This is a genomic window from Pseudomonas sp. AL03 (assembly GCF_029960815.1).
Lineage (GTDB): Bacteria > Pseudomonadota > Gammaproteobacteria > Pseudomonadales > Pseudomonadaceae > Aquipseudomonas.
In genome coordinates this window covers 1-25,527 of record NZ_JASBRE010000036.1, presented here as the reverse complement: position 1 = coordinate 25,527, position 25,527 = coordinate 1, and the positions used below count along the sequence as shown (strand labels likewise).

Below are 25,527 nucleotides of genomic sequence, written 5' to 3'. Positions count from 1 at the left end.
GGCAGCGTTCGGCGACGAAGTCGTCGTAATCTGCCTGACGCGGTCTCCCTGAAAGAATGCGATGGCCGGTTTTGCGACGGCTGCGCCGCCGAACGCTGCCTCGCGGTGCTCGTCAGCTGCTACAGGGATCGTAATCTGGGCTGCGAAATGCGCTCGGAATGAAGTATTGTTGTCCCCATCCAGAAAAACGTCAGAAGCCTTGAACCGTTTCGGCGGTCGTTAAGTGATAGAGGGTGTCATGGGTAACGAAAGCATCAATTGGGACAAGTTGGGTTTTGACTACATCAAGACAGACAAGCGCTATCTGTCGCACTGGCGTAATGGCGAGTGGGACAAAGGCACCCTGACCGAAGACAATGTGCTGCACATCAGCGAAGGTTCCACTGCCCTTCACTATGGCCAGCAATGCTTCGAAGGCCTGAAGGCCTATCGTTGCAAGGACGGTTCGATCAACCTGTTTCGCCCGGATCAGAACGCCGCACGCATGCAACGCAGTTGCGCGCGCCTGCTGATGCCGTTCGTGGAAACCGAGCAGTTCATCGATGCCTGTAAAGAAGTAGTCCGCGCCAACGAGCGTTTCATCCCGCCTTACGGCACCGGCGGTGCGCTGTACCTGCGTCCGTTCGTGATCGGCGTGGGTGACAACATCGGCGTGCGTACCGCACCCGAGTTCATCTTCTCGATCTTCTGCATCCCGGTCGGCGCCTACTTCAAGGGCGGCCTGACCCCGCACAAGTTCCTGATCTCCAGCTACGACCGCGCCGCCCCACAAGGCACCGGTGCGGCCAAGGTCGGTGGCAACTACGCGGCCAGCCTGATGCCAGGTTCCCAAGCCAAGAAAGCCCACTTCGCCGACTGCATCTACCTGGACCCGATGACCCACACGAAAATCGAAGAAGTCGGTTCGGCCAACTTCTTCGGGATCACCCACGACAACAAGTTCGTTACCCCGAACTCGCCGTCGGTACTGCCGGGTATTACTCGTCTGTCGTTGATCGAGCTGGCAAAATCGCGTCTGGGCCTGGAAGTGGTCGAAGGTGACGTGTTCATCGACAAGCTGTCCGACTTCAAGGAAGCCGGCGCTTGCGGTACTGCCGCGGTGATCACACCGATCGGCGGCATCAGCTACAACGACAAACTGCACGTGTTCCACAGCGAAACTGAAGTCGGCCCGGTCACCCAGAAGCTCTACAAAGAGCTGACCGGAGTACAGACTGGCGACGTCGAGGCGCCAGCGGGTTGGATCGTCAAGGTTTGATCTGACGTCCGCTGCAATGAAGCCCTCCATCGCATTGGCGATGGGGGGCTTTTTTATGAGCCTTGGCTACGTTCGCCCTCTCCCAGCGCAATGCGCTTGCCGCCCCTGCCCTTGATGCCGCTGGCCTGACCGTCCTGTTGCTTGCCGGTCCGTGCCTGAGTGATCAACCCCGGAATCAACGCGCCTTCAGGCAGGTTTTTCCAGAACCGCGCCGGCAAATGCCCCTGCATGACTTTCGGGTTCAACCGCGCCGGATTAAAGATGTGGCGGTAGTAGGTCAACCACATCTCGCCGTGCGGGTCGTCGACATTTCGCGCCAGCTGCTGCCATTCAACCGGGCATTGCCGTTGGTGAATCAACTGCTCGCCATCGTAGTACACCCCGTCTCGAGGCGTGGCGATCAGCCAGCGGTGACGGCCCATTCGGCCGATGAAGTGTTCACTGGCGCTGTGCAGGATGTCATGGGCCGGTTCATACCAGGCAACGTATTGCGGACCCTCATTTTCAGGCATCGCGACAAACCGGACGAATGCATGTAAATGATGAGATTCACGCTGTATCTGTTTGATTCTCCTCTGAAATTCACTGCCGAGTTTGTCACCCGCGAGCATTGCCGTGCGATCGCCGTGACTAACCCGCCACAGCACCTCGTACAACAGACTCCAACGCTGATCGCCTCGATAACGGGCGGCGCGCTCAAGGGTGTCCAACAGCGCTCTGGGAACTCGTGCCTGATACGGCCCCTGCGTTTTGGGCAGTACATCGTCACTGGCGAACAGGTCTGCCACACCTTCACTGGCCCAGCCCACCCAACTCGGATCGACCTCATGACTGAGCAACCAACGCGCCTGCTGACGCCAGGTGTCGAACAGGTCGTCGCAGTCCAGATTAATCATCCCCACAATCCCATTTGCTGCGGTTGCGGACGGTCGCGCAGTTGCTGATACAGCAGATGACTGGTGACCTCGGCCTGCTGCGGGTGGTAATCACTGGTGATGAAGAACGGCTTGGCCTTGGCCAGTACGCAGCGCATCCGTGCCAGATCCTCATAACGAATGCGTCGCTGCTGACGCAGTTCCACCAGACGCTCGGTGGTCCGAAGGCCGATGCCGGGAATTCGGGCGATCAGCGACGCCTCGGCGCGATTGAGATCCAGCGGGAAAACCTCACGATTTTCCAGTGCCCAAGCCAGTTTCGGGTCGATGTCGAGCGCGAGATGTCCCGGCCCCTGGAACAATTCGCCCGCCGTGAAGCCGTAGCTGCGCAGTAAGAAGTCAGCTTGGTACAGACGGTGCTCGCGCATCAGCGGCGGCGCGGCCAGCGGCACGCTCTTCGGGCTATTGGGGATCGGACTGAACGCGGAGTAATAGACCCGACGCAAACGGAAGTTGCCGTACAGCGCCTGGGCACTGTGAAGAATGGTGCTGTCGTCGGTGTCATCGGCGCCAACGATCATCTGCGTGCTCTGCCCGGCCGGGGCAAATTTCGGCGCGCGCGGTTCGTTGAGCACCGTTTGCTCGCCGGTGTAGATCGTCTGCATCGCTTGCTTGATCGAGCCCAGGTGTTTTTCCGGGGCCAGTGTTTGCAGACTTTCGTCGGTGGGCAACTCGATGTTGACGCTCAAGCGATCGGCATAACGCCCCGCTTCCTCGATCAGCGCAGGGTCGGCTTCGGGAATGGTCTTGAGGTGGATGTAACCGCGAAACTCATGGTCTTCGCGCAACAGCTTGGCCACGCGAATCAGCTGCTCCATGGTGTAATCCGCCGATCGAATGATCCCGGAGCTGAGAAACAGCCCGCTAACGCAGTTGCGCCGGTAGAAATCCATGGTCAGCGTCACCACTTCTTCCGGCGTGAAGCGGGCGCGGGGCACGTCGCTGGAGCGTCTATTGACGCAGTATTGACAGTCGTAGAGACAGAAGTTGGTCAGCAGAATTTTCAGCAACGAAACGCAACGTCCGTCTGGCGTATAGCTGTGACAGATGCCCATGCCATCGGTCGAACCCAGCCCGCTCTTTCCCTCGGAGCTGCGCTTCGGCGCGCCGCTGCTGGCGCATGAGGCGTCGTACTTGGCGGCGTCTGCGAGAATGCTGAGCTTGTCGATGAGTTCCATGGGGCACGCCTATACTGTGTGGATATACAGTACAGAGTCAACGCCCGCTGTTCAAGTCACCATCGAACCCTTGGTCGGGTCACAGCACAAGAGCCGCCTCCTGAGCAATCCGGGCAAACAACCATTCCACAAACACCCGCGTCTGCGCCGTAGCGTCCGGCGCAACCCCGTAGTAATAACGCGGCAGCGGCATGCGCAACTCGGGCAACGGGCAGATCAGGCGTCCGCTCGAGAGGTGGGTGCCCAGCAACGAGGTCGGGCACAAGGCAATACCCTGTCCATCCACGGCGGCCTCAAGCACCCGGTGCATGTGATCAAACTGCCGGGTGACCTGAGTGGCTGATTGGGTTTGACCAAAGTGCATGGCCCAATTGTGCCAGTCTTCGCGACGCGCCTTGGCGGTCAATAACGTATGCCGGCTCAGGGACGTGAGGTTTTCAAGGACCTGGCGCTCGATCAACGAGGGTGCCGCGACCAGTAACAACTTGTCGTCGAAGAGGGCTCGCGCCTCAATCGCCGGCGCCCAATCGTCACGACCACGGCGAATGACGATGTCGAACCCGTCGCGTACATGATCGGGTGCCTGGGTTTGTGTGATCACCTGCGGATTGATGTCCGGGTGCTGCGCAATGAAGTCCGCCAGCCTGGGCGTCAGCCAAAGCATGGCAAAGGACGGACGGACATTGATCTTCACGGTCGGCAGCGAGGCATGTTGTTTGAGCGCAGCGGCAGCATTGGCGATCTGCGACAACCCGGCACTGACTTGCTCATAAAAGCGCTGGCCGACCGGTGTCAGCACCGACTGACGGATACGCCGCTCGAACAGCAGCACGCCCAGGTGCTCCTCAAGCAATTTGACGTGCCGGCTGACGGCACTGTGACTGACATGCAGCTCTTCGGCCGCCAGGCTGAAACTCTGATGACGAGCAGCAACGGCGAACGCGCGAACAGCATTAAGTGGCGGTAGTGGATTTGTCATGCGTCTAATTTAGTCACATATGCACCGCAATTAAAGCGTTTGTCACGCCCACGTCGCCACGCCAATCTGCCCGCATGCAGCCAGCGCCACCTGACGGAGCAAGACATGAACAGCTACGGACTCTTTCTACTTTTCGCCACCCTGACCATTTTGAGCCCGGGACCTGGCGTGGTCCTGACCCTGTCCAACGCTGTGCGTCACGGCTGGACGGGCGCAGTGCCGGGAATTCTGGGGATCGCGTCGGGGGCGTTTGTCGTCGCCGCCATCAGCGCCACCAGTGTCGGCCTGATCCTCAGCACCTCCGCCAACGCCTTCACCGCGTTGAAATACGCCGGGGCCGCCTATTTGTTGTACCTGGGTTACAAGAGCTGGCGCTCGGATCGTTTCAACGCGCGGCTTGAAACGCGCCCCTCAAGCCCGGGTTATCGCTTCCTTGAAGCGGCTTCGATCCAGTTTTTGAACCCCAAGGCTGTGTTTTTCTTTCTGGCGGTGTTCCCGCAATTCATCGACACCTCGGCGCACTTCTCCACCCAGTTCTTCAAGCTCGTCGCCTCCTACGCCGTACTGGTGATCCTGGTGCATGGCAGCTATGCCTTGCTCGCCAATGCTGCCAAAGGCTGGTTGTCCAGCCCGAAGGGTTCCTGGCTGGCGGCGAAAGTCTCGGGCGTGACCTTCGCCGGTTTCGGCGTGCTGATGGCCTCGGCCAGTCGCTAAGGTACAGAACTGGCGATCGCGCGACGCCTGGTCTGGGTGGACGTGGGCTGTGCTGTCGATACCTGAATCGGCAGTTCAACAGCGAACCGGCTGCTGAGTTCCTTGCGCCCCGTCGCCGTCAACGCCAGCGCGCGGCTGTCCAGGTCTTGAGTCACCCATTTACGCTTGATCGCCACTTGCAACAACGCCGCCCCCAACGAACCGCCCAGATGCGGCCGGCGCATGCTCCAGTCCAGGCATGGGCAGGCGAAGCGGCGGCGCAGCGTATTCAGGTCCTTGACCTCGATACCCAATCCTCCGAACAACGCCTCACCGCTGTCGCTCATCTGATAGACCTGTTCATCGGTTTCCAGCAACCACCCCGCTTCGATCATCCGGTCATGCAGCAGCACCGCCAACGTGCCGGCCATGTGGTCGTAGCAGGTGCGGGCAAATTGCAGGCGATCCGGGGTACGCGGGTTGAAGGTCGGCGCGGCGTTCTGGCCGATCACCATCAACGCTTCCAGCGCCTGGGCGACGCGCTTGTCCGCCAACCTGTAATAGCGATGGCGGCCCTGAACGTGCAATCGCACCAGCGCCAGTTCCTTGAGTTTGGCCAGGTGCGCGCTGGCGGTGGAGGCGCTGACTTCTGCAATCGCCGCCAACTCGGTGCTGGTGCGGGCGTGGCCGTCCATCAGCGAACAGAGGATTTTCGTCCGGGCCGGTTCCGCGATGGCCGCGGCCACGTGAGAAACGCCGATGTCGTGCTGTTCTACGTTCATATTTCGCTCCCGGACGAATCAAGGCCCTTTCGGACTGGAGATAGTAGCAACACTTTTCCAACCACGAACAAGGCTGTGACCCATGGACCCGATCATCGCTGCGACTCATGCCAATCCTTATCCCTATTACGCGCAACTGCGCGCGGAGGGCGGGCTGGTTTTTCACGAAGGACTGAACGTGTGGGTGACGAGTAGCGCCCGAGCCGTTGCGGCCGTGCTGGCGCATCCAGACTGTCATGTCCGGCCGTCCCACGAGCCGGTGCCCAAGGCGATTGTTGGCGGCATGGCTGGACGGGTCTTTGGTCAGTTGATGCGGATGAATGAGGGCGAACGGCAGCGTTGCCCGAGGTCGGCGATTCAACCGGAGTTGGCGTTGATTGATGTCGATGAAGTCAATGTGCTGGTTGGCGCTCGTCTGATTACTCCGGGCGCCGATGGGTTGTACAACGCGATGTTCCGCGGGCCGGTTTGCGTGGTGGCTGCATTGCTCGGGTTTTCCCCTGCTCAGGGCCGCGCCATTGGCGAGTTGACCGCCGACTTCGTGGCCTGTTTGTCGCCCCTCAGCGATCAGGTGCAATTGGACGCGGCACAGGCTGCTGCCGAACAGTTGAGCGGCTATTTCATTGAACTGCTGGATGACCCGAGCCATCAGAGCGCCCTGCTCGCCGGGATCCGCCAGCGCTTCGCGGCAACATCTGACGACTCTGAAACGTTGATCGCCAACCTGATCGGCCTGTTCTCCCAGACCTATGAAGCCACCGCCGGGCTGATCGGCAATACGCTGTTGACGTTGATCCGAAACCCGTCGTTGCGGAACGAATCGACATGCGTTGAAGACTTGATTGCAGAAGTTCAGCGCTTCGATCCGTCGGTGCAGAACACTCGCCGGTTTGTCGCTGCGCCTTGTGAAATCGACGGTATAAGTCTGAACACTGGCGATGTGATTCTGGTTCTGCTGGCTTCGGCTAATCGTGATCCGCAACTCAATGACCATCCCGAAGTCTTTCTTCTGGATCGTCCAGACCGTCGCAGTTTCACTTTCGGTGCGGGGCGGCATCAATGTCCGGGACAGCTTCTGGCCCTGAGCATTGCCAGCGCTACATTGAAGGAAATTCTAGCGATGAAACCTGCTTTGGATCGCCTGACCTGGCACTACAGGCCTACGCTGAACGGGCGGATTCCGCTCTTTAGCGATTTGCCTTAGACCATGTCATCGTTCTTCGCGGGCAAGTCGGATCGACCAACACGCTCTGCATCCGAATCATCGCGCGTCAGCACTTCCGCAGTTCATAGAGTTTCAGACCCGTCCTACATCTATCAAATGCCCTTTGATATAGCGTCCGCATCGTTTTCAAAAGATGAAACAAGGACGCTCATGGCTCGCAAAACAGGCATACCTCGGATTCAGAACCCACCGTCAGGCGACGGGCACCACGTCACCAGCCGCTACATGAACGCCACCGAACTGGCAGAGCGGGACGCCAGACAAAAAACATATGACGACATGCTGGCCCGACAACAGGCCTATGAAGACCGTTTCGTCAGACAACCTCAACAACGGGACCCTCCCGGCTCCAGGGGGTGCGTGTTCGCCAAAAGCTGCAACCTCCCCGACGGCGTAATCAATCACGACAACCCAGCCGGTTTTGTCCCTATCGAGAAACTGGCCGATTACGGAAAACTCTCCCTGCTGGGTGGTCGCGAAAGAGATGCAGCGGGAAACATCCCTCTCAAAAAAATCAGTGGTAACGCGTTACCTGCTGCATTGGGAACGCTTCTCTTAGGCGGGGTTGGTGCTGCTGGCACCGGCACAAGTGCTGCTGGTGGTGCAGGCGTAGTAACGGGAGGTGTTGCTGCAGGCGCATTGGCGGGAATGGTTGCACTACTCTGGCCGTCGAGTCTGGGGGACAGTTCCCTGTACACCGAAGAACAGCTCAAGTCGATCAAAGAAGGCCGTACACGTGTCCGACTGCATGTCGAACAACAGGCCGATGGCACCTTGAAGGGATACGGATACAACACCCAGAAGCGCAGCGATTGGGAAATGATTCCTGTAGTGCAGTTCGTAGTTCAAGGCACTCAGCAAGTGGCTGACTTCGGCAATGGGACAACGCTGATGTGGACGCCAGCCGTTGACCCGTCGAGCACTTCGGGAATCCCACCGCTAGAAGGTGCCCCACAAGCCCCGCACATCTGGATTTATCCGCCTACCGAACAGGCAGATAACATCATCGTCAACCCGATTTACCCGCCTGAGTACAAGGACTTCATCCTTGTATTTCCAGCCGATTCCGGTATCAAACCTCTCTATATTGTCTTGGCACTGGAGTTCGATGCAGCCAGTTACCATGGCAAGATAGATACTCCAGTCAAAAGTAAGGGCCCCGCTAATGGACAGGAAGCGCTTGAGAACTCAGTTCAGGTGAAATCTACATCACCACGCAGAATCGGCCTCGATCCAGGCACAAATGAGCTTGTTGTCTTTGACCGTACGGGAGGGGATGTCTACCACGGCCACGTCAGGCCATGGGATAAACTCCACCAAGATATGAAAAATGCTCTGATCAAAGCTAAGAAAGTAGACAACAAGGGCAATATTCTGGGAGCTAAAAAGTGAGCCTTCTCTATCAAGACCCATCAATGAGCCATGATGAAGCAACGACGCTTCTTGCAAGCTGCGTGGATACGAATGTTACTGCAGCATTGGTTTCCATCGGTCTGAATGAAGCAGACATCACCTGGGCTCAGAACACTTGCCTTAAATACCTCGCAAGTGAGACCGAATCAGTTGCAGCATCCGCCATCACGGCTCTTGGTCATCTCGCTCGCCGTCAGGGCGAACTGGATAAGGAAACGGTGCTGGCGGCACTCGAAAAGGTGAAAAGCAAATTCCCTTGCCTTGAAGGAATTATTGCTGACACGCGTGACGATATTGACGCATTCACCTGATCCGCCAGGGACCTCGAACGCACGAACATTGTGGCGAGGGGGCTGCCCTCGTCATAAAGCTAATTTCAACTCACGCATCAATCATCGCGCGTCAGCACTTCCAGCAATTCAATCTCGAAGATCAGGTTCGAGTGCGGCGCGATCTTGCCCATGGTCCGCTCGCCATAAGCCAAATGCGCAGGCACCAACAGCTTGCGCTTACCGCCAACCTGCATACCGATAATCCCCTGATCCCACCCTTTGATAACCCGACCAGTGCCGATCACGCACTGAAAAGGCTTGCCACGGCTGTAGGAAGAATCGAACTCGGTGCCGTCTTCCAGCCAGCCACGGTACTGCGTGGTGATCAGCGCGCCTTTGACGGCGGCTTTGCCGTCGCCCGATTGGAGGTCGATTATCTGAAGCTCGTCATTCATTGCATGCACTCGCGTATTCGTTTGCCCGAAAGGCTTTATGGGCGCCGTTTTCCCAGATTTTCAGCCGATTGGCAACCATTCGAATCGACTGGCGAGGGGTTTAAACCTGTTTCCTGCAGTGACCGTGAACTAAGATATGCAGCACCTACCCGCACGGCTCAACACGCAATGATGGCAATTCCTGAATGAATGGAGACTGGACCAGCGCAACCATCGGCTTAGTGATGCTTGCCCTGATCATCGCGTTGATCTGTCGCGAGCGTTCGCTGCAAAAGCAGCTGGCCGAGTATCGCGTGCTGATCACCCGCCTGACTGACGGACAAAATATCCGTCAGGACGGCGACGCCGAACGCTTCAAGCGCAGCCAATACTTCGCCCGCATCGGTACCTGGGACTGGGATGTCGATACCGACAAGCTCTATTGGTCGGACGCGATCTACGCCATGTTCGGCTTCAAGATCGAGGAAGTAACGCCCTCCTACGCGCTGTTTTGCTCATGCGTTCACCCGGACGACCGGACCAAGGTCCGGGCCGGCGAGTTGCGCTGCCTGGAAACCGGCGAAAACCATGACGAGGAATACCGGGTCATCTGGCCCGACGGCACCATTCGCTGGTTGCGCGAGACGGGCAATGTGGTCAAGAACGACCACGATGCAACGATCAAGATGATGGGCGTGGTACGCGATATCACCGAGGAAAAAGCCTCCGCCAGCTACCTGCAACACTTGGCCCACTTCGACCCGCTGACCGGTCTGCCCAATCGCCTGGTGCTCGAAGAGCGCCTGTCCGAAGCGCTGGAACAGGCCCGCATCAGCGCCACGAGGGTTGCGCTGGTGTTTGTCGACCTCAATGGTTTCAAGGCAATCAACGACCATTACGGTCATGCGGCCGGCGACCGGGTCCTGATCACCACCGCCACCCGACTGAAGCGAATCCTGCGTTCAACCGATACCGTCGCCCGGATCGGTGGCGACGAATTTGTGGTCATCCTTCAAGGCCTGTCCCAGGGCAACAACCTGCAAGACGAAGCCCGCAGCATTTGCCAGAAAATCTTCGTCGAACTGTCGCCACCGGTGACCATCGGTAATGATCAACGACACATCGGCACCAGTCTGGGGGGCGCGGTGTTCCCGGACCATGCGCCAAGCATGGACCGGTTGATTCATATAGCGGACCTGGCGATGTATGAGGCGAAGCGCAGTGGGAATAATCAGTATCGGTTGGGCACTGAAAGCCCGGTACGCGCTCATAGCGAATAGCCTTTCGGCGGCCTAACGCTCCGCCGGCGTGATATCCACAATCGTCCCGTTGGTGATCATCACCATCATGTACTTGTCATTGATCTGCACCCACTGCGCCTGAGCCTTTGGCGCTTTCAGGCCTTCCTGCTTCCAATTAACCAGGGCTTTTTCGCTGCGTTGGTAAACGTCGGGGGCGCGGTCGCCGACCACCAGTTGGCGGGAATTGTTAGCCCCGGGCTGGACGGTTTTTTGCGGGGGGTCATCCGCTTGAACGATCGGGCTGATACCGGCAATGCCTGCGACCAGGGCGAGGCTGGCGATAAGGGTCTTGTTGTTCATCGGTGAACCTCCATTGATGTCGTGGTACCTGAAATCCGACTGCGCTGGCGCTGAATCATTCCTTATTGCTGCAATGATTGCGATTGCATTGGCTGACGCACGCTTCTCAAGCCTTTATCCTTACCGCCCCGCCGCACCGAGTCCCTGGAGTTTCGCCATGCCCCATGAAGGCAACCTGTTGCAAGCCGCTGTCGTGTTTCTGTTCGCGGCGGTGCTCACCGTTCCCTTGGCCAAGCGCCTGCAACTGGGGGCGGTGCTGGGTTATCTGTTTGCAGGGGTGATCATTGGGCCATCGGTGCTGGGCTTGATTGGCAATCCGCAAAGTGTCAGCCACATTTCCGAACTGGGGGTGGTGTTGCTGCTGTTCATCATTGGTCTTGAACTGTCGCCGCGACGTTTGTGGGTAATGCGCAGATCGGTGTTTGGCGTAGGTCTGGCGCAGGTGCTGCTGACGGGGTCGGTGATTGGTGTGCTGGCACTGTTCGTGTTCGGCCAGCCGCTGAACAGCGCGATCGTGTTGGGCTTGGGCCTGGCGCTGTCGTCCACCGCGTTCGGTTTGCAAAGCCTGGCCGAACGCAAGGAACTGACCAGCCCTCACGGGCGGTTGGCATTCGCGATTCTGTTGTTCCAGGACATCGCCGCCATCCCGTTGATCGCGATGGTGCCGTTGCTGGCGGGCGGCGATCACTCCACCAGTACTGCCGAAGACCTCAATCACGGTTTGCGCATGCTGGGCAGCATCGCGGTGGTGGTGATCGGTGGGCGATATCTGCTGCGACCAGTGTTCCGGGTGGTGGCCAAGACCGGTTTGCCGGAAGTCTCCACCGCCACCGCGTTGCTGGTGGTGATCGGCACGGCGTGGTTGATGGACCTGGTGGGCGTGTCCATGGCGTTGGGGGCGTTCCTCGCCGGGTTGCTGCTGGCGGACTCCGAATACCGCCACGAACTGGAAGCGCAAATCGAGCCGTTCAAGGGATTGCTGCTGGGGCTGTTTTTCATCAGTGTCGGCATGGGCGCCAACCTGAGTCTGCTACTGAGCGCGCCGATTACGGTGCTGGGCCTGACTCTGTTGCTGATCGCAATCAAATTACCGCTGCTGTTTGTCGTCGGTCGGCTGGCGGGAGGTCTGGGCAAGGTCAGTGCCATTCGCCTCGGCATCGTGCTGGCCGCCGGTGGTGAGTTTGCTTTTGTGGTGTTCAAGATTGGCCGCGACCAGGGGTTGTTCGAGCCGCGCCTGTACGACTTGCTGGTGCTGACCATCACGTTGTCCATGGCGGTGACGCCGCTGCTATTGCTGGTGTGCGCGCGACTGGTGAGCCCCAAGGTTCAACCCGTGGTGGTGCCGGAGAAATTCCGCGAGATCGATACCGACGCGCCGCGCGTGGTGATCGCCGGCATGGGCCGTATGGGGCAGATCGTTGCGCGGATATTGCGCGCGCAAAACATCAAGTTCGTCGCCCTCGATACCTCGGTGGAAACCATCGAACTGTCGCGCAGCTTCGGCGGCGTACCGGTGTTCTACGGCGACCCGATGCGCCCGGAGATCCTCAGTGCGGCCAAGGTCGAGCAGGCGGAGTACTTTGTCATCGCCACTGACGACCCGGACACCAACATCAAGACCGCCGAGTTGGTACACAAACTCTATCCGCACATCAAAATCATCGCCCGGGCCCGTAACCGTCAGCATGTGCATCGTCTGGTTGACCTTGGCGCCGAGGCCATTCGGGAAACCTATTATTCGAGCCTGGAAATGAGCCGGCGCACGCTGGTCGGGCTGGGGTTGACCCAAACCCAGGCCGATGCGCGGATCAAGCGTTTCAAGCATCACGACGAACAAGTGCTGGAAGCCCAGCATGCGATTTATGACGATGCGGCGAAGGTATTGCAGACGGCGCAGGAAGCGCGGGCGGAACTGGCGAGGTTGTTTGAGGCGGATCAGTTGGAAGAAGAATCAGGCAAGGCGTAACTTATCGTTCCCTCTCTCCCGCGTGGGAACGATCATAAGGACATCTCGATGAGCAATGCAGACCAAACCTCCCCCGCCCTCAAGGAAATCTTCAACGCCGATCGCCTCAAACACATCGCCACCGAGATGACCGCGGTCTACCCCGAGTTCAACGCCAAAGCCTTCCTGAAAATGGCCAACGACGGGCTTGCGCAATTATCGATCATGCAGCGCATGGCCCGGGTCAGCGAGTGCCTGCACGCGGTACTGCCGTTGAGTTATGAAGAGACGCTTGAGGTGCTGCGCGCCCTCGCTCCGCGCCTGAACAGCGGCTTCGTCAGCATCTCATTGCCGCATTACGTCGCGACGTATGGCGAACATGCATTCGAGTTGTCCATGGACGCCCTCAAATACTTCACCGCGTTCGGTTCATCGGAGTTTGCGATCCGCTATTTCCTGCGCAGCGATATCAAACCCACACTGGCGCTGATGCACGACTGGTCCCTGGATGGCAACGAACACGTCCGGCGCTTGGCCAGCGAAGGCAGTCGACCGCGCCTGCCATGGTCGTTCCGACTGGAACAGGTGCAAGCCGACCCGACACTCGCCGCCACGATCCTCGACAACCTTAAGGCCGACGACAGCCTCTATGTGCGCAAGTCCGTGGCCAATCACCTCAACGACATCACCAAGGATCATCCAGAGTGGGTGCTGGACCTGATCGAAGGTTGGTCGCTGGACAACAAACACACGGCATGGATCGCCAAACATGCCCTGCGCAACCTGATCAAACAGGGCAACCCGCGAGCGTTGACGATCATTGGCGCGGGCGGCAAGCCTGAGGTCGAAATCATCGATGTGAAGGTGGAACCGGCGGTGATTCGCCTGGGTGAAAAAATCACCCTGTCCTTTGGCGTCAAATCCAGGATCGAGGACAATCAGCGACTGGTGATCGACTACGCCATCGATTACGTCAAAGCCAACGGCAGCACGTCGGCGAAGGTGTTCAAGCTCAAGGCGCTGACGCTTTCCGGCATGGCTACCGAGACGGTTGCGCGAGGTCAGCACATCAAGGAACTCACCACCCGCCGGCATTACACAGGCAAGCACGCCGTGCACATTCTGGTGAACGGCGAGCGCCTGGCCAGTACCGGGTTCGAGATTATCGCTGACGCTGACTGACCGTGTTGCCGGATCGACCGGGCAGCATGCGCGTCAGGGTGTTGTCGCGGACCCAATAGTGATGGAACAACCCCGCCGCCGCGTGCAAGCCGATCAGCCAGTAACCGGCGCTGCCGAGCAGTTCGTGCCAGTCCTTGAACTGCTTGGCCAGGTCCGGATCGACGGCCACCGGCGATGGCAGGAAAAAACCAAAATAAGGCATCGGCTTGCCACCTGCCGACAGCATCAGCCAGGCCAACAATGGCGTGGCGATCATCAGCCCATACAGCGCCAGGTGCATCAGGTGCGAAACGCCAGTCTGCCAGCCGGGCAGCGCGGGAGTGATTGGTGGACGCGGGGTAAGCCGCCCGAGCAAGCGTACCCAGACCAACACAAAAATGCTCAGTCCAAATACGCCGTGCAGCCCCAGGAACAAGCTCCTCAACGCATGCCCGCGGGGTAACAGCCCTTTGATTTCGATGCAGGCATACACGCCGACAAACAGCACGAGCATCAGCCAGTGCAAGGTGATCGAGAGTTTTCCATACCGGTGAGCGAGTGCATCGCGGGTCATAACTAGCCTCGTGAACGTTATTGTGGCTGCCGACTCATTCGCGCAGCCCGGTTCCGCCTTGTTGCCGAACCGAATGGCGCCACCCTGCCCGCCCAGTCTTAACGCAATCTGAAGACAGCCCCAACCGATCTTTCGGCCACCTTCAGACTCCGTTAAGAAATGCCTCCGATACTCCTCCCACACTTACTCAGGGAGGCGTCTTCCAATGCCCGATTTCGACTGGAACATCCCTCTACCCCTGCATTTTGGCCACGCCGAAACCCCGCAGATGAGTCTGGCCAGAGCCCTGCCGGACGAGCCTCAGCGTTTAGTGTTCGAAGCCTTTATCCAGCAACGTTTCCGTAAGGCCCACGGTGCCGATATCCGTCACTTCATGCCGGAGCTGTTCGGCATGAACAACGCTTCAGGTGAACTCTGTGCCGTGGCCGGCATGCGTCTGGCGAGTAGCGGACAGCTGTTTCTGGAACGTTACCTGGACGAACCGATCGATCCGCTGATCAGTGCCGCTGCCAATTGCGCAGTAGACCGGACTGGCATCGTCGAGGTGGGCAACCTGGCCGCCAGCGACACCGGCAGTGCGCGAATGAGCATCATCGCCATCACTTACCTGCTGGCCATGGGGGGGCTGGAATGGGTGGCGTTCACCGGCAACATCGGCCTGGTGAACAGCTTTCACCGTCTGGGCTTGAAACCCGTGACCCTTTGCGCCGCCGATCCTGCGCGGCTGGGCGACGACCGCCACAGCTGGGGCAGTTACTACGAGAGCAAGCCTTGGGTGCACGTTGGCAACATCCGCGCCGGCTTCATCCATTTGCGCAACATTGGGATGTTCAATCCCCTGGGGTTGCCGTCGTCCAACGAGGAGTCCAGCCATGTCGCCTGAAAGGGAGCGTTTCAAACAGGCCCTGCGCAGCCATGCTGAACGCAAGACCAATGCCATCGCCGTGTGGGGTGATCAGCTGAAACTGGACTACGCCACGCTGTACGCCGAAGTAGTGTATCGCCAGCAGCGTCTGCGCGATGAACACGTCAAGGTGGTTGCACTGGCCTTGGACAATGGCGTCGAAGCCATGCTCTGGGACTTGGCCGTGTTGTTCGAAGGCCTGACCTGTCTGACCTTGCCACCCTTTTTCAGCCCGGCTCAACGCAGCCATTGTCTGGAGCTAAGCCAGGCCGGACTGGTGATTGCCGAGCCGGAACTGGAAGGTGAACTGCAAACGGCCGGCTACGAGAAGACTGGCGAGTTCTGGCGCCGCACCTTCAGCGGCCCCAACCGGATGCCCGAAGGCACCGCCAAACTGACCTTCACCTCGGGCACCACCGGCACACCGAAAGGCGTGTGCCTGAGTGCCGAGAGCATTCTGCGGGTCGCCCGCGAACTGGACCAGGCCAGCAAACCCACCGATCCCCAACACCATCTCGCGCTTCTGCCCCTGGCGATTCTGCTGGAAAACCTCGGCTGCTATGCCGCGTTGTACGCCGGCGCGACGTTGAGCTTGCCCAGCCAGAAAACCCTGGGCATTCAGGGTGCCAGCGGTGTTGATGTGCCTCGGCTGCTCGGTTGCCTGGCTAACCGTACCCCCGAGAGTTTGATCCTCGTACCGCAGCTGCTATTGATACTGGTCAGCGCCGCCGAGCAAAAAGCCTTCAGCCCTTACGCGTTGCGTTTTGCCGCGGTGGGTGGGGCGCGGGTTAGCGAAGAATTACTGCACCGTGCGCAACGGATCGGCCTACCGGTTTACGAAGGCTACGGACTGTCGGAGTGCGCGTCGGTGGTGTGCCTCAATCGGCCAGAGACGCGCCGCCCCGGCAGTGTCGGCCGGCCCCTGCCCCACGTGGACATTCGCCTGGCCGACGATGGCGAAGTGCTGATCAAGGGGTCGACCTTGCTCGGTTATCTGGGCGAAGCGCCGCACACCGATGAATGGTGGCCCAGCGGCGATCTCGGTGAATTCGACTCCGAGGGTTTTCTCTACCTCAAGGGGCGCAAGAAACATCAATTCGTCACCAGTTACGGCCGCAATGTGAACCCGGAATGGGTCGAGGCTGAACTGACCCATCGCCTTCATATCGCCCAGGCCTTTGTCTATGGCGAAGCGATGCCGAGCAACCACGCGCTGCTCTGGCCCCATCGCCCGGATTGCACCGATGAAGACCTGGCCGCCGCCGTGGCCCACGCCAACGAGGCCTTGCCCGATTACGCTCAGGTCCATCACTGGACCCGTCTGGCTCAACCGTTCACACCCGCCAATGGCCTGCTGACTGCCAATGGCCGCCCGCGCCGGGACGCGATCGTCGAGCGTTACCGCGCGCAACTGACTGAAGCTGCCTTTTTAGAGGAATCTGCGTCATGAGTTTTTTCGACACGCTGCAAGAAGCCACCCAACAGGAACGTCACGCGCTGTTCAATCTGCCGATCATTCGCGACGCCCTCGAGGGCAACGTCAGCCTGGAAAGCTACCGGGCTTTCCTGACGCAAGCCTATTACCACGTGCGCCACACCGTGCCATTGATGATGGCCTGCGGCGCTCGCCTGCCGTTGCGCCTGGAATGGCTGCGTGAAGCGGTGTGCGAGTACATCGAGGAAGAATACGGCCACGAACAATGGGTACTCAACGACATCGAAGCCTGCGGCGGCGACAAGGATGTGGTGCGCGACGGTCGTTCATCCTTGCCGATCGAATTAATGGTCAGCTTCCTCTACGACCTGATTGCCCGGGACAACCCGGTTGGGCTGTTCGGCATGGTCAACGTGCTCGAAGGCACCAGCATCGCCCTGGCCACCCATGCCGCCGACAGCATCCGCGAGCGCCTGGACTTGCCGCAAAGCGCCTTCAGTTACCTCAGTTCCCATGGTTCGCTGGATATCGAGCACATGCAGACCTATCGCCGATTGATGAACACTCTCGATGAGCCGGCCGACCAGGCCGCTGTGATTCACGCCTCCAAAGTGGTGTACACGCTTTACACCGACATGTTCCGCGGTTTGCCACGCGATGGGGAGAACCTGCATGCGCCTGTCTGAGGCTCGCGTCGTACTAACCGGCGCCAGCGGCGGCATCGGGTTGGCGATCACTACCGCCCTGTGCGCCAGTGGAGCCAAGGTATTGGCCGTGGCTCGGCATCGGGAACCGTTGGAGCCTTTACTCGAACGCTATCCGCAGCATTTGTGCTGGGTTGGCGCCGACCTGACGATTCTCGCCGACCGCCGCAAAGTACTGGCCACCGCCGAAGCCATTGACGGCATCAACCTGCTGATCAACGCCGCCGGGGTCAATCACTTCGCCATGCTCGAACAGCTCGATGACAGCGGCATCAACGCCATGCTGGCGGTGAACATCGGCGCGCCGATCTGCCTGACCAAATTATTGCTGCCGCTGCTCAAGCAAGCTGAAAGCGCCATGGTGGTGAACGTCGGTTCGACCTACGGCTCCATCGGCTACCCCGGTTACGCCAGCTATTGCGCCACCAAGTTTGCCCTGCGGGGTTTTTCCGAAGCCCTGCGCCGGGAACTGGCCGACACCCAGGTCGGCGTTTTGTACGTCGCGCCACGTGCCACCCGCACCAGCATGAACAGCCCGGCGGCGCAGGCCTTGAATGACGCGCTCAAATCCAATGTCGACGACCCGCAAACAGTCGCCTCGGCGGTGATGCACGCCATTGCCGGTGACCGCCGCGACTTGTACCTGGGCTGGCCAGAACGCTTTTTCGTGGGCCTGAACAGTCTGTTGCCAAACCTGGTGGATCGCGGCCTGCGCAAGCAGTTGCCACTGATCCGTCGCCTGAGTCAAAAGCCTGATAACGAGAACCTCAAACCATGAAAAAACTCTTTGCCTGCTTACTGATGGGCGCCTTGAGCCAAAGCGTCTGGGCCCTGGACGCCGCCGATCAGCAACGTCTCAATGGCATCCAGCAAAGCTGGGCGCACATCCAATACGAACTGCCGGACGAGCAACGCACGGCCGCGTTCGAAAAACTCGCCAGCCAAGCCTCGACCTTCTCTCGGGAACGCCAATCCGTCGCAGAAGCCTGGATCTGGTCCGGTATCGTCACCAGCAGTTGGGCCGGTGCCCAGGGCGGGCTCGGTGCATTGGGCAAAGCCAAAGACGCCAAGGCCGACCTGGAAAAGTCCCTGACCCTCGACCCCAAAGCCCTGCAAGGCTCGGCCTACACCAGCCTCGCTGCGCTCTATGACCGGGTACCGGGCTGGCCCATCGGTTTCGGTGACGCCGACAAGGCCGAACAGTTGCTCAAGCAGGCCTTGCAACTCAACCCGAACGGCATCGATAGTCTGTACTTCTGGGGCGATCACCTCTACCGTCAAAAACGCTACAGCGAAGCCCGGGGCGCGCTGCAAAAAGCCCTGCTAGCAGACCCACGGCCAGGCCGGGAAACCGCCGACGCCGGGCGCCGCAAAGAAATTGAAGCGTTGCTGGTGGACGTGAACAAGAAACTCAACTGACAGGAGTCCGTGTGCGCTTATTACTGATCGAGGATGACGTGGCTCTGGGCGAAGGCATTCATCAGGCCCTGGGCCGCGAAGGTTACACCGTCGACTGGTTGCAGGACGGCAGCAGCGCCTTGCATTCGCTGCTCAGCGAATCCTTTGATCTGGCGGTGCTCGACCTCGGCTTGCCCCGCATGGACGGCCTCGAAGTGCTGCGTCGTTTGCGCGACAGCGGCTCCAACTTGCCGGTGCTGATCCTCACTGCGCGGGATGCCACCGAAGACCGTATCGCCGGGCTGGATGCCGGCGCCGACGATTACCTGATCAAGCCGTTTGATCTGGCCGAACTCAAGGCGCGTCTGCGCGCCTTGCTGCGGCGCAGCGCCGGCCGCGCGCAGATGCTGATCGAACACGCCGGCATCAGCCTCAACCCCGGCACCCAGCAAGTCAGCTATCAGGGCGAACCGGTCGCGCTGACGCCCAAGGAATATCAGCTACTCCACGAATTACTCTCGCCACCAGGCCGGGTCATGACCCGAGATCACTTGATGCAGTTGCTTTACGGGTGGAACGAGGAAGCCGAAAGCAACACGCTTGAAGTGCACATCCATCACCTGCGCAAGAAATTCTCCACCGACCTGATCCGCACTATTCGTGGTGTCGGTTACCTGGTAGAGGAGCGTCGATGACTTCGATCCGGCGTCGCACCCTGACGCTGATCATTGGCTTGATGCTCGCCGGTCTGGCGGTGATCAGCGTGTTCAACTGGCACGACAGCAACCACGAAATTGCCGAAGTCTATGACGCTCAACTGGCGCAAAACGCCCGGCTGCTGCAGGGTGTGATGCGCATGCCGCTGGCCAGCAAGGAACACGCCGAGCTGTATCAGGCGTTCAACAGGGCCTTGGGCGAAGCAGTGCCGAGGGTCGATGGCCATCCTTATGAAAGCAAGATTGCCTTTCAGGTCTGGAATCGTCAGGGCGAAGTGCTGGTGCACACCGCCAGCGCGCCCTCCTTCACCGCGCCCCCGTCGAAACCCGGCTTCAGCGATGTGGTGGACCTGAACAACCGTCACTGGCGCGCGTTCATGCTGGAAGACAGACAAACGGATTTGCGGATCTGGGTGGGCGAACGCGACGATGTGCGTTCGGACCTGGTGGATCGGATCCTGCGCCATACCCTGTGGCCCAATGTGCTGGGCAGCCTGATTCTAGTGGCGATGGTCTGGCTGGCCTTTGGCTGGGGCCTCAAGCCCCTGGCCGATATGGCGGCGACTCTGCGGGCACGGCACAGCGGCTCTCTGGAACCGCTGCAACTGACCCCGTTGCCCAGCGAGCTCGAACCGATGCAAGCAGCGCTCAATCGCATGCTCGCGCAAATTCAGGAAGTGCTCGGCCGCGAGCGGCGCTTTATCGCCGACGCCGCCCATGAAATGCGCACGCCCCTGGCGGTGCTGCGGGTGCATGCGCAGAACCTGCTGGAGGCCGGCACCGAACAGGAGCGTCGGGAATCCCTGGCGTTTCTGATCGCCGGCGTCGACCGCACCAGCCGTCTGGTCAATCAATTGTTGACCATGGCCCGCCTCGAACCCAAAGCAATGGCTCCGGTATTGCACAGCATCGACCTGGCCGAAACCGTGCGAGAAAGCCTGGTACAGCTCACGCCCTGGTTACTGAGTAAAAACCTTGAGCTGACCTTCGACGTCACCGATCGTCCCTTTAAAGTGGTTGCCGACGCCGCCGCCATCGACATCGCCCTGAACAACCTGATCAGCAACGCGGCAAATTTTTCCCCCGAGCACGGCGTCATCACCGTGCAGCTGAATCAAGCGGGCGGCTTCTATTCATTGAGTGTCGAGGATCAGGGACCGGGCATCGACGAAGCGGAACGCGGGCGCTTGTTCGAACGCTTTTACAGTCGCGCAAACGTCCAGGGGGCGGGGTTGGGGCTGACGATCGTCAACACCATTGCGACTCGCCTGGGCGGACGAATCACCCTGGTCAACCGGCCGGAGGGCGGGTTGCGGGCGACCCTGTCGATTCCGGACGTTTGAAACGAGGGCTCCTACCCGGGATTGGGCCCGAGCAACATCCCCTGCTCGCGTTCACACAACTCCACCACGTAATCCCACAACACTCGCAACCGCACGGATTTGTGCAGCTCGCGGCGGGTGCTGATCCAGTAGCTGCGCTGAATGCTCTCATCCGGCATCAACGGCACTAAATCGGGGTCAGCGCTGGCCATGTAGCACGGCAACACGGCGATGCCCAAACCTGAGCGCGCAGCCTGTTGCTGAGCGATGACGCTGGTGCTGTGGAAGACCACTTGCGGGTTGCGACAGAAACTGTTGAGGAACATCAGTTCCTGGCTGAACAACAAGTCGTCGACGTAGCCGATCCAGGCATGACGACCAAGGTCTTCGCGGCTGCACAGCGGTGGCGAGCGGTCGAGGTAGTCCTGGCTGGCATACAGCGCCAGGCGATAGTCAGTGAGTTTACGGGTGACCAGCATGTCAGCGGACGGACGCTCCAGGTGGATGCTGATCTCGGCTTCGCGGTTAAGGATGCTGACAAACCGCGGCACCGCCACCAGTTCCACTTCCAGCCCCGGATAGCGCTCGAACAGGCCGTTCATGCGACTGGCGAGGAACATGATGCCCAACCCTTCGGTCACGCCGACGCGAATCTTGCCCAGTGGCGCGGTGGATTGGGTGATTTCCTCTTGAGCAAGCAGCGCGACGTTTTCCATGGCTTCGGCGTGTTTGAGCAGCGCTTCGCCGGCCGGGGTCAACTCATAGCCCTGGGCATGCTGGACAAACAGCGCGGTGCCGAGGCTCTTTTCGATGGCCTCGATGTGCCGGGCCACGGTGGCGTGAGTGGTGTTCAAACGGCGGGCAGCGGTCAGCAGGCGCCCGCTACGCTGCAACTCGAGAAAAAACCGCAAGTCATTCCAGTCGAACATGAGTCGTCCTTGAAGCGAGGTGTTTAAAAACGCACAGCGGCTGCGCAAAAACTAACATTCTTTTGACGAAAGCTAACAACTAGGATGACCGACAACAAGAACAACACCATAAGGTCACGCATGCAGACTTCTCTGGATGAATACGACTACATCGTGGTCGGGGCCGGGCCGGCCGGTTGTTTGCTGGCCAATCGATTGTCGGCCAACCCGCAACATCGCGTGTTGCTGCTCGAAGCCGGCGGCCGCGACAACTACGCGTGGATTCACATCCCCGTGGGTTACCTGTTCTGCATCGGCAACCCGCGCACCGACTGGTGCTTCAAGACCGAAGCACAACCCGGCCTTCAAGGTCGGGCCCTGAGTTATCCGCGTGGCAAAGTGCTCGGCGGCTGTTCATCGATCAACGGCATGATCTACATGCGCGGCCAAGCGGGCGACTACGACGGCTGGGCAGCCCAAGGCAATTCCGGCTGGAGCTGGAACGACGTGCTGCCGTTGTTCAAAAAAAGCGAAAACCACTTTGCCGGCGACTCGCAATTTCACGGTGCTGCCGGGGAATGGCGGATCGAGCGCCAGCGCCTGTCGTGGCCGATTCTGGATGCCTTCCGCAGCGCTGCCGAGCAAATTGGCATCGCCAGCATCGATGACTTCAACCAGGGCGACAATGAAGGCTGTGGCTATTTTCAGGTCAATCAGAAAGCCGGTATTCGCTGGAACGCGGCCAAGGCGTTTCTCAAACCGATCCGCAACCGCCCCAATCTCACCGTGCTGACCGACGTCGAAGTGGATCGCGTGCTGCTGGAAAACGGCCGTGCGTCTGCGGTCAGCGCGTGTTGGCAAGGTCAGGCGAAATCCTTCAAGGCGCGTAAAGAGATCGTGCTGTGCGCCGGCTCCGTCGGCTCTCCCAGCATCCTGCAACGTTCCGGGATCGGCCCTCGCCCGCTGCTGCAACGACTGGGGATCGGCGTTGCCCATGCACTGCCCGGCGTGGGTGGCAATCTGCAGGATCACCTGCAACTGCGCCTGATCTACAAACTGGAAAACACCCGCACGCTGAATCAAATTGCCGGCAGCCTGTGGGGCAAGATGGGCATGGGCCTGCGTTACCTGTATGACCGCAGCGGCCCGTTGTCCATGGCGCCCAGTCAACTCGGCGCCTTCGCTCGATCAGGACCGGAACAGACGTCAGCGAATCTCGAGTACCACGTTCAGCCACTGTCGCTGGAGCGTTTCGGCGAGCCATTGCATACCTTCCCGGCCTTCACGGCCTCGGTGTGCGATCTGCGCCCGCAAAGCCGTGGTCGCATAGAGATTCGCTCCACCGATCCGCAGGAAGCACCGCTGATTCAGCCCAATTACTTGAGCCATCCGGAGGACTTGCGGGTTGCAGCGGATGCCATTCGCCTGACCCGCCGCATCGTCGCCGCACCGGCCCTGCAAGCGTTCAAACCGGTCGAGTACTTGCCCGGAGACAGCTTGCAGAGCGACGAAGAATTGCACGAAGCCGCCGCCCGCATCGGCACAACGATTTTCCATCCCGTCGGCACCTGCCGCATGGGCAACGACGCGGACGCCGTGGTCGATGCGCAACTTAAAGTCCATGGCATCCCCGGCCTGCGCATCGCCGACGCCTCGATCATGCCACGCATCACCTCGGGCAACACGTGTTCGCCTACGCTGATGATTGCCGAAAAAGCCGCGAAACTGATCCTGGACACACCCACAAGGAGTTTTGCACCCGACGAAAAAGCACTGACCGCAGTCTCTTGAGCAAAGGAATAGCGGCGCCAGTCCATAAGCCCGGCGCCGACAGTGGAACAAAAAAAACAATCACTGTGAGGGATACCGATATGTCAGAACATGTTCAGCCTCTGGAAGCCGTGCGCAGCGCGGACACCAGCCGCGAGACCCAGAAAGTTATCTTCGCGTCGTCGCTTGGGACAGTCTTCGAGTGGTACGACTTTTTCCTCTACGGCGCACTCGCGGCGGTGATCAGCAAACAGTTTTTCGCCGGGGTCAACGACACCACGGCGTTCATCTTTGCGCTGATGGCGTTCGCCGCCGGCTTCATCGTGCGGCCGTTCGGCGCGCTGGTGTTCGGACGGCTGGGGGACATGATCGGGCGTAAATACACCTTCCTCGCCACCATCATTCTCATGGGTGTAGCGACCTTCTGTGTCGGGCTGCTACCGACCTACGCGAGCATCGGCATCGCCGCTCCGATCATTCTTGTGGTGCTGCGCATGCTTCAGGGCCTGGCCCTGGGCGGTGAATACGGCGGCGCTGCCACTTACGTGGCCGAACATGCCCCGATGGGTAAACGCGGCTTCCACACCAGCTGGATTCAGTCCACCGCGACCCTCGGGTTGCTGCTGTCGCTGCTGGTGGTGCTCGGTTGCCGCTACTTCACCGGTGACCAGTTCGAAGTCTGGGGCTGGCGGATTCCGTTTCTGTTTTCGATCATTCTGCTGGGCATCTCGACCTGGATTCGCATGAGCCTGCACGAGTCGCCTGCGTTCGTGAAAATGAAAGAGGAAGGCAAGCTCTGCAAATCGCCACTGCGCGATTCCTTCGGCAAATGGGAAAACCTTAAAGTCGTACTGATCGCCCTGTTCAGCATCAACGCCGGGCAAGCCGTGACTTTCTACGCGGCGCAGTTCTACGTACTGTTCTTCCTCACCCAGTTCCTGAAAATGGACCCGGCGCTGGCCAACAGCCTGCTGATCGTCAGCGTGATCATCGGCGCACCGTTCTTTATTTTCTTCGGCTGGCTGTCGGACAAGGTCGGGCGCAAACCGGTGCTGATGATCGGCCTGTTACTAGCCACCGCGCTGTATTTTCCGATCTTCAAGTCCATCGCCCACTACGCCAACCCGGCCATCGACCAGGCCAGCCGTCAGGCACCGATCACCGTACTGGCTGACCCGGCCACTTGCACCTTCCAGTTCGACCCGGTGGGCAAGGCAAAATTTGATAGCCCTTGCGACAAGGTCAAAACCTTCCTGGTGAAACAGGGCCTTCCTTACAAGAGCGAAGCCGCACCCGCTGGCAGTGCCGTGCAGGTGAGCGTCGGCGAAGTGAAACTCGATGGTTACGATGAAGCAGCCCTGCGTGGCGCGGTGACATTGGCGGGGTATCCGTCACAAGCCGATACGCAACAGGTCAACAAATCCATGATCGTGGCGCTGATGGTAGTGCTGATCATCATTTCCGCCATGTGCTACGGCCCGCTGGCAGCGCTGATGGTCGAACTGTTCCCGACGCGCATCCGCTACACCTCGATGTCCCTGCCGTACCACATTGGTAATGGCTGGTTCGGCGGTTTCCTGCCAACGGTGTCGTTTGCCTTGGTGGTGTACACCGGGGACATCTTCTACGGGCTTTGGTATCCGGTGGTGATTACCGGGGTGAGCCTGGTGGTCGGGATGATCTGTTTGCGTGAGACCAAGAACGTGGACCTGGATACCAACTGACAGCACGGAAAAAAAAGCTCCGCAATGCGGGGAATGCTGTTCACTTAAGATTGGGGTACATATCCGTTTCTGCGGTCACGGCGGCTTAGGGTTCCACCCTTACGGCGGGTCACTTTCGAAAAGCGCGAAAGTAACCAAAGCGCTTTTGCCCCGCCATTCGGTGCCTCGCCTAGGCTCGGCATGCCCTCACTCCGGC

25 protein-coding genes are annotated in these 25,527 nt (G+C 59.6%); 17 read left to right on the top strand and 8 right to left on the bottom strand.

The window, feature by feature from the left end; translation table 11 throughout:
• Positions 1–238 precede the first annotated feature (238 nt).
• On the top strand, positions 239–1,258 hold the full coding sequence (locus QK293_RS24420; protein ID WP_282382065.1) for a branched-chain amino acid aminotransferase: 1,020 nt from the start codon (positions 239–241) through the stop codon (positions 1,256–1,258).
• A 53-nt stretch (positions 1,259–1,311) separates the two neighbouring features.
• Here the strand turns inward: QK293_RS24420 and QK293_RS24415 are convergent, their stop codons facing one another.
• From QK293_RS24415 to QK293_RS24405, 3 genes are all read right to left on the bottom strand, one after another.
• On the bottom strand, positions 1,312–2,154 hold the full coding sequence (locus QK293_RS24415; protein ID WP_282382062.1) for a TIGR03915 family putative DNA repair protein: 843 nt from the start codon (positions 2,152–2,154) through the stop codon (positions 1,312–1,314).
• Positions 2,151–3,371, bottom strand: a complete 1,221-nt coding sequence (locus tag QK293_RS24410; RefSeq protein WP_282382060.1) for a putative DNA modification/repair radical SAM protein — start codon at positions 3,369–3,371, stop codon at positions 2,151–2,153. Before QK293_RS24410 ends, QK293_RS24415 begins: the two co-directional genes overlap by 4 nt.
• A gap of 79 nt (positions 3,372–3,450) precedes the next feature.
• On the bottom strand, positions 3,451–4,350 hold the full coding sequence (locus tag QK293_RS24405) for a LysR substrate-binding domain-containing protein (RefSeq protein ID WP_282382057.1): 900 nt from the start codon (positions 4,348–4,350) through the stop codon (positions 3,451–3,453).
• Positions 4,351–4,455: 105 nt separating this feature from the next.
• Between QK293_RS24405 and QK293_RS24400 the strand changes: the two genes are divergently transcribed.
• Complete coding sequence (locus QK293_RS24400; RefSeq protein WP_282382054.1) at positions 4,456–5,064, top strand: LysE family translocator; 609 nt, start codon at positions 4,456–4,458, stop codon at positions 5,062–5,064.
• Here the strand turns inward: QK293_RS24400 and QK293_RS24395 are convergent.
• Positions 5,061–5,825 (bottom strand): winged helix-turn-helix domain-containing protein, encoded by a 765-nt coding sequence (locus QK293_RS24395; RefSeq protein ID WP_282382051.1) that lies wholly within the window; start codon positions 5,823–5,825, stop codon positions 5,061–5,063. The two genes, QK293_RS24400 and QK293_RS24395, sit on opposite strands and share 4 nt — an antisense overlap.
• Positions 5,826–5,907: 82 nt before the next feature.
• On the opposite strand from QK293_RS24395, the gene QK293_RS24390 reads away from it, so the two are divergent.
• The 3 genes from QK293_RS24390 (at position 5,908) to QK293_RS24380 (ending at position 8,774) form a co-directional block, all read left to right on the top strand.
• Positions 5,908–7,029, top strand: coding sequence for a cytochrome P450 (locus QK293_RS24390; RefSeq protein ID WP_282382050.1), 1,122 nt, complete (start codon positions 5,908–5,910; stop codon positions 7,027–7,029).
• 171 nt (positions 7,030–7,200) lie between these two features.
• Entirely contained in the window at positions 7,201–8,442 is a 1,242-nt protein-coding gene (locus tag QK293_RS24385) for an S-type pyocin domain-containing protein (RefSeq protein WP_282382048.1), read from the top strand.
• Positions 8,439–8,774 (top strand): hypothetical protein, encoded by a 336-nt coding sequence (locus QK293_RS24380; protein WP_282382045.1) that lies wholly within the window; start codon positions 8,439–8,441, stop codon positions 8,772–8,774. Before QK293_RS24385 ends, QK293_RS24380 begins: the two co-directional genes overlap by 4 nt.
• Before the next feature lie 77 nt (positions 8,775–8,851).
• On the opposite strand, the gene QK293_RS24375 is transcribed toward QK293_RS24380, so the two are convergent.
• Positions 8,852–9,190: an FKBP-type peptidyl-prolyl cis-trans isomerase gene (locus QK293_RS24375; RefSeq protein ID WP_282382043.1), complete on the bottom strand. Its 339-nt coding sequence runs from the start codon at positions 9,188–9,190 to the stop codon at positions 8,852–8,854.
• Between the two features lie 185 nt (positions 9,191–9,375).
• Here QK293_RS24375 and QK293_RS24370 point away from each other — a divergent pair, with 185 nt between their 5' ends.
• The gene (locus tag QK293_RS24370) at positions 9,376–10,449 is read left to right on the top strand and encodes a sensor domain-containing diguanylate cyclase (RefSeq protein ID WP_282382040.1); all 1,074 of its coding nucleotides are present in this window, start codon (positions 9,376–9,378) and stop codon (positions 10,447–10,449) included.
• Between the two features lie 12 nt (positions 10,450–10,461).
• Here the strand turns inward: QK293_RS24370 and QK293_RS24365 are convergent, their stop codons facing one another.
• The gene (locus tag QK293_RS24365; protein WP_282382037.1) at positions 10,462–10,770 is read right to left on the bottom strand and encodes an RcnB family protein; all 309 of its coding nucleotides are present in this window, start codon (positions 10,768–10,770) and stop codon (positions 10,462–10,464) included.
• A gap of 157 nt (positions 10,771–10,927) precedes the next feature.
• Between QK293_RS24365 and QK293_RS24360 the strand changes: the two genes are divergently transcribed.
• Both QK293_RS24360 and QK293_RS24355 read left to right on the top strand, forming a co-directional pair.
• Positions 10,928–12,736 (top strand): monovalent cation:proton antiporter-2 (CPA2) family protein, encoded by a 1,809-nt coding sequence (locus QK293_RS24360; RefSeq protein WP_282382032.1) that lies wholly within the window; start codon positions 10,928–10,930, stop codon positions 12,734–12,736.
• Positions 12,737–12,784: 48 nt separating this feature from the next.
• Complete coding sequence (locus QK293_RS24355) at positions 12,785–13,897, top strand: DNA alkylation repair protein (protein WP_282382029.1); 1,113 nt, start codon at positions 12,785–12,787, stop codon at positions 13,895–13,897.
• Here the strand turns inward: QK293_RS24355 and QK293_RS24350 are convergent.
• On the bottom strand, positions 13,878–14,450 hold the full coding sequence (locus tag QK293_RS24350; RefSeq protein WP_282382027.1) for a cytochrome b: 573 nt from the start codon (positions 14,448–14,450) through the stop codon (positions 13,878–13,880). The two genes, QK293_RS24355 and QK293_RS24350, sit on opposite strands and share 20 nt — an antisense overlap.
• A 205-nt stretch (positions 14,451–14,655) precedes the next feature.
• On the opposite strand from QK293_RS24350, the gene QK293_RS24345 reads away from it, so the two are divergent.
• Genes QK293_RS24345 through QK293_RS24315 form a run of 7 tightly spaced genes read left to right on the top strand, consistent with a single transcriptional unit; the run spans position 14,656 to position 20,950 of the window.
• Positions 14,656–15,333, top strand: a complete 678-nt coding sequence (locus QK293_RS24345; RefSeq protein ID WP_282382025.1) for a thermostable hemolysin — start codon at positions 14,656–14,658, stop codon at positions 15,331–15,333.
• Positions 15,323–16,804, top strand: coding sequence for an AMP-binding protein (locus tag QK293_RS24340; RefSeq protein ID WP_282382023.1), 1,482 nt, complete (start codon positions 15,323–15,325; stop codon positions 16,802–16,804). Before QK293_RS24345 ends, QK293_RS24340 begins: the two co-directional genes overlap by 11 nt.
• Positions 16,801–17,475 carry an iron-containing redox enzyme family protein gene (locus QK293_RS24335; RefSeq protein WP_282382021.1) on the top strand — a complete coding sequence of 225 codons (675 nt, stop codon included), beginning with the start codon at positions 16,801–16,803 and terminating at the stop codon, positions 17,473–17,475. The genes QK293_RS24340 and QK293_RS24335 overlap by 4 nt, the downstream gene beginning before the upstream one ends.
• Positions 17,462–18,271: an SDR family oxidoreductase gene (locus tag QK293_RS24330; RefSeq protein WP_282382019.1), complete on the top strand. Its 810-nt coding sequence runs from the start codon at positions 17,462–17,464 to the stop codon at positions 18,269–18,271. The genes QK293_RS24335 and QK293_RS24330 overlap by 14 nt, the downstream gene beginning before the upstream one ends.
• Complete coding sequence (locus tag QK293_RS24325) at positions 18,268–18,912, top strand: tetratricopeptide repeat protein (protein WP_282382017.1); 645 nt, start codon at positions 18,268–18,270, stop codon at positions 18,910–18,912. Before QK293_RS24330 ends, QK293_RS24325 begins: the two co-directional genes overlap by 4 nt.
• Positions 18,913–18,923: 11 nt before the next feature.
• Positions 18,924–19,586, top strand: coding sequence for a response regulator (locus QK293_RS24320; protein WP_282382013.1), 663 nt, complete (start codon positions 18,924–18,926; stop codon positions 19,584–19,586).
• Entirely contained in the window at positions 19,583–20,950 is a 1,368-nt protein-coding gene (locus QK293_RS24315) for an ATP-binding protein (RefSeq protein WP_282382010.1), read from the top strand. The genes QK293_RS24320 and QK293_RS24315 overlap by 4 nt, the downstream gene beginning before the upstream one ends.
• Positions 20,951–20,961: 11 nt before the next feature.
• Here the strand turns inward: QK293_RS24315 and QK293_RS24310 are convergent, their stop codons facing one another.
• Positions 20,962–21,858 (bottom strand): LysR family transcriptional regulator, encoded by an 897-nt coding sequence (locus QK293_RS24310; RefSeq protein ID WP_282382008.1) that lies wholly within the window; start codon positions 21,856–21,858, stop codon positions 20,962–20,964.
• Positions 21,859–21,978: 120 nt separating this feature from the next.
• Between QK293_RS24310 and QK293_RS24305 the strand changes: the two genes are divergently transcribed.
• Both QK293_RS24305 and QK293_RS24300 read left to right on the top strand, forming a co-directional pair.
• The gene (locus QK293_RS24305) at positions 21,979–23,628 is read left to right on the top strand and encodes a GMC family oxidoreductase N-terminal domain-containing protein (RefSeq protein WP_282382006.1); all 1,650 of its coding nucleotides are present in this window, start codon (positions 21,979–21,981) and stop codon (positions 23,626–23,628) included.
• Between the two features lie 80 nt (positions 23,629–23,708).
• Positions 23,709–25,331 carry an MFS transporter gene (locus QK293_RS24300; protein WP_282382004.1) on the top strand — a complete coding sequence of 541 codons (1,623 nt, stop codon included), beginning with the start codon at positions 23,709–23,711 and terminating at the stop codon, positions 25,329–25,331.
• The last annotated feature ends 196 nt before the right edge of the window (positions 25,332–25,527 follow it).